Source organism: Bacteroides sp. RTP31139st1_H2_RTP31139_211217 (assembly GCF_040227615.1).
Lineage (GTDB): Bacteria > Bacteroidota > Bacteroidia > Bacteroidales > Bacteroidaceae > Bacteroides > Bacteroides uniformis.
Genome location: NZ_JBCNZM010000145.1, coordinates 9,969 through 12,325, shown reverse-complemented (window position 1 = coordinate 12,325; position 2,357 = coordinate 9,969). Strand labels below are relative to the sequence as shown.

General features: G+C 47.4%; 2 protein-coding genes and 1 pseudogene. 2 read left to right on the top strand and 1 reads right to left on the bottom strand.

What is annotated here, in order from left to right; genetic code table 11:
* Window positions 1-717: pseudogene (locus tag ABUA47_RS18960) on the top strand (aldo/keto reductase); the annotation flags it as partial.
* A gap of 1 nt (window position 718) precedes the next feature.
* Window positions 719-1,135 carry a DUF1893 domain-containing protein gene (locus tag ABUA47_RS18955; RefSeq protein ID WP_005825513.1) on the top strand — a complete coding sequence of 139 codons (417 nt, stop codon included), beginning with the start codon at window positions 719-721 and terminating at the stop codon, window positions 1,133-1,135.
* Between the two features lie 24 nt (window positions 1,136-1,159).
* Here ABUA47_RS18955 and ABUA47_RS18950 read toward each other — a convergent pair.
* The coding region (locus ABUA47_RS18950) for a phosphoethanolamine transferase (protein WP_349831894.1) at window positions 1,160-2,357 on the bottom strand (1,198 nt) is incomplete at its 5' end.

The window sequence follows — 2,357 nt, the reverse complement described above, 5'->3', positions numbered from 1 at the left end:
GAATACCTGAACGCCACCTCTGAAATGAAGGCGCTTGCCGGGGAGGTGAAAAGTGTGGACTGGAAACATGCTTCGGGCAGCAACTTCAAGGCAGAGTATCTGTATGACGAGCTGGCCAAGCGTAAGATTCCTGCTGTCATTATGGAGCCTCTGCTGGGTGGGCGGCTCTCCAATGTCCCCGACCATATTGTGGCACGGCTGAAGCAGCGCGAACCCGAACGCAGTGTGGCGTCTTGGGCATTCCGTTATGCCGGTTCTCCCCAGGATGTACTGACAGTGCTGAGCGGCATGACTTATATGGAACATTTGCAGGATAACATCCGTACTTACTCTCCATTGGTACCACTCACAGAAGAGGAAACTCAGTATCTGTATGATACGGCAGATTTGATGATGGAGTACCCCACCATACCTTGCAACGACTGCAAGTACTGCATGCCTTGCCCGTATGGAATTGACATTCCTGCCATCTTGATACATTACAATAAATGTGTCAATGAAGGAAATGTGCCGGAAAGCAGCCAGGATGAGAATTATCGGAAAGCACGCCGTGCTTTTCTCGTAGGATATGACCGAAGTGTACCCAAACTGAGGCAGGCCGACCATTGTACCGGGTGCAACCAGTGTTCTCCGCATTGCCCGCAAACGATTGATATTCCCAAAGAACTGCATCGTATTGACAAATTTGTAGAACAGTTGAAACAAGAGACTTTATAAAATGGAGAGTATCATTGACATACTGCACAAGGGAGGATACTCTTGTGTTATGAAGAACCGGGAGGAAGTCCGTACTTTCACCCAACGGGGAGTAGCGGATTTGTATGATTTGTACCAGGCAGATTCTGCATTTATGAAGGGGGCTGCCATTGCCGATAAGGTTATAGGGAAAGGTGCCGCTGCTTTGATGGTACTGGGAGGCTTTAAAACGGTCTATGCCGATATAATCAGCACTCCTGCGCTGGCATTGCTGTGCGAAGCAGGAATTGAAACGACTTTTGCCCAAGAGGTTCCCCATATCATTAACCGTGACAAGACCGGCTGGTGCCCGTTGGAGACGGCTTGCATGGAGCTGAATACGGTAGAGGAGATGTATCCGGTGATTCAGAATTTTATATCAAGAATCAGGGCAAAATAGCAACAGCCTGCTCTCTTTCCCTGATTACCTGATGCCTTTCTCTTCCAGCATCTTGAAGTCTTCCTTGAGCATACCGACATCATCCAGTGTGCGGGCTTCATTGTGGTCGTTCAGATAGACTCTGGGTCTTTCGATAAACAGAGCGCTGGTGACAGATAAAGAGTCATTCCGGTATGGGGTCTCCACTCCACCTATTTCCAGCATTGTCTGGAAGAATGAGGCACTGGAAGATACATTCTTCTGCCTATTGGCTTGTGCGGCCTCCAATAACGATGGGTATCTCTGCCGGTAGTTGTCGGACATCCAAATAAAGAATGGCACATGTATCTGATAATAGGAAGGTACCGGTGAGGCATGCAGAAAGAGATGCCGGTTGTCATCGAAAATATCTTCTCCATGGTCTGAAGTGTATATCAGGGCAGAATTGACATGTTGTTCTTGAAGCATATCTATCAGACGAACCAGAAAATTATCCGTGTAGCGGATAGAATTGTCATAGGCATTAATCAGGTTGTCTTTGTATTTCACTTCCGCATCAACGGGCATGTCCGGCAGGAAGAAAGCCTGCTCTGCCGGATAGCGCTCTTTATAATTGAAATGAGAACCGTAAGTGTGGAGAACTATAAATTGCCTGGAAACTCCTTTGCCCAGTTCTTTTGCTACCAGTTTCAACAGTTCGTTATCAGAGGGGTTGTAATTGGAATCCCCCACATCTTCTTTAATGAAATCATACGTGTCGGCTTCTTTGCCGAAGAAGTCTATAAATGAGTGGTTATAACGCTGGTTCGAGAAAAAGGCGGTCTGGTAACCGGCTTCCTTGAATGCTGTGATAATCCCTTTCTGATAATAGATGGAATCAAAACTGGAAGCACTGACCGGCGACAGCAACATCGGAACACTCTTGTGGGTAGTGTTTGATTCTGTCAGCACATGGCTGAAAGCTGTCAGTCCGCCAATGCCCGACAGTCCCGGGTTAGTCTCCCGTTCGTAGCCGTACAAAGCCCAGTTGCATGCCCGTGAGGTTTCTCCCACCACCATTACATATACTTCCCTTTCATCAGCCTGATGAGTACTTCTAGCATGAAAGGTAAAATCTTTAGAGGTCTTGTGATAATTCCGCGTCTGGGCCGTCCGTTGAAAAGCAAGTGCTATGTTGTAGCATACGTTGGCAGGATACAGTTCGGATTTCGGCTCATACCGGTTATCTGTCAAATAAGCAGTG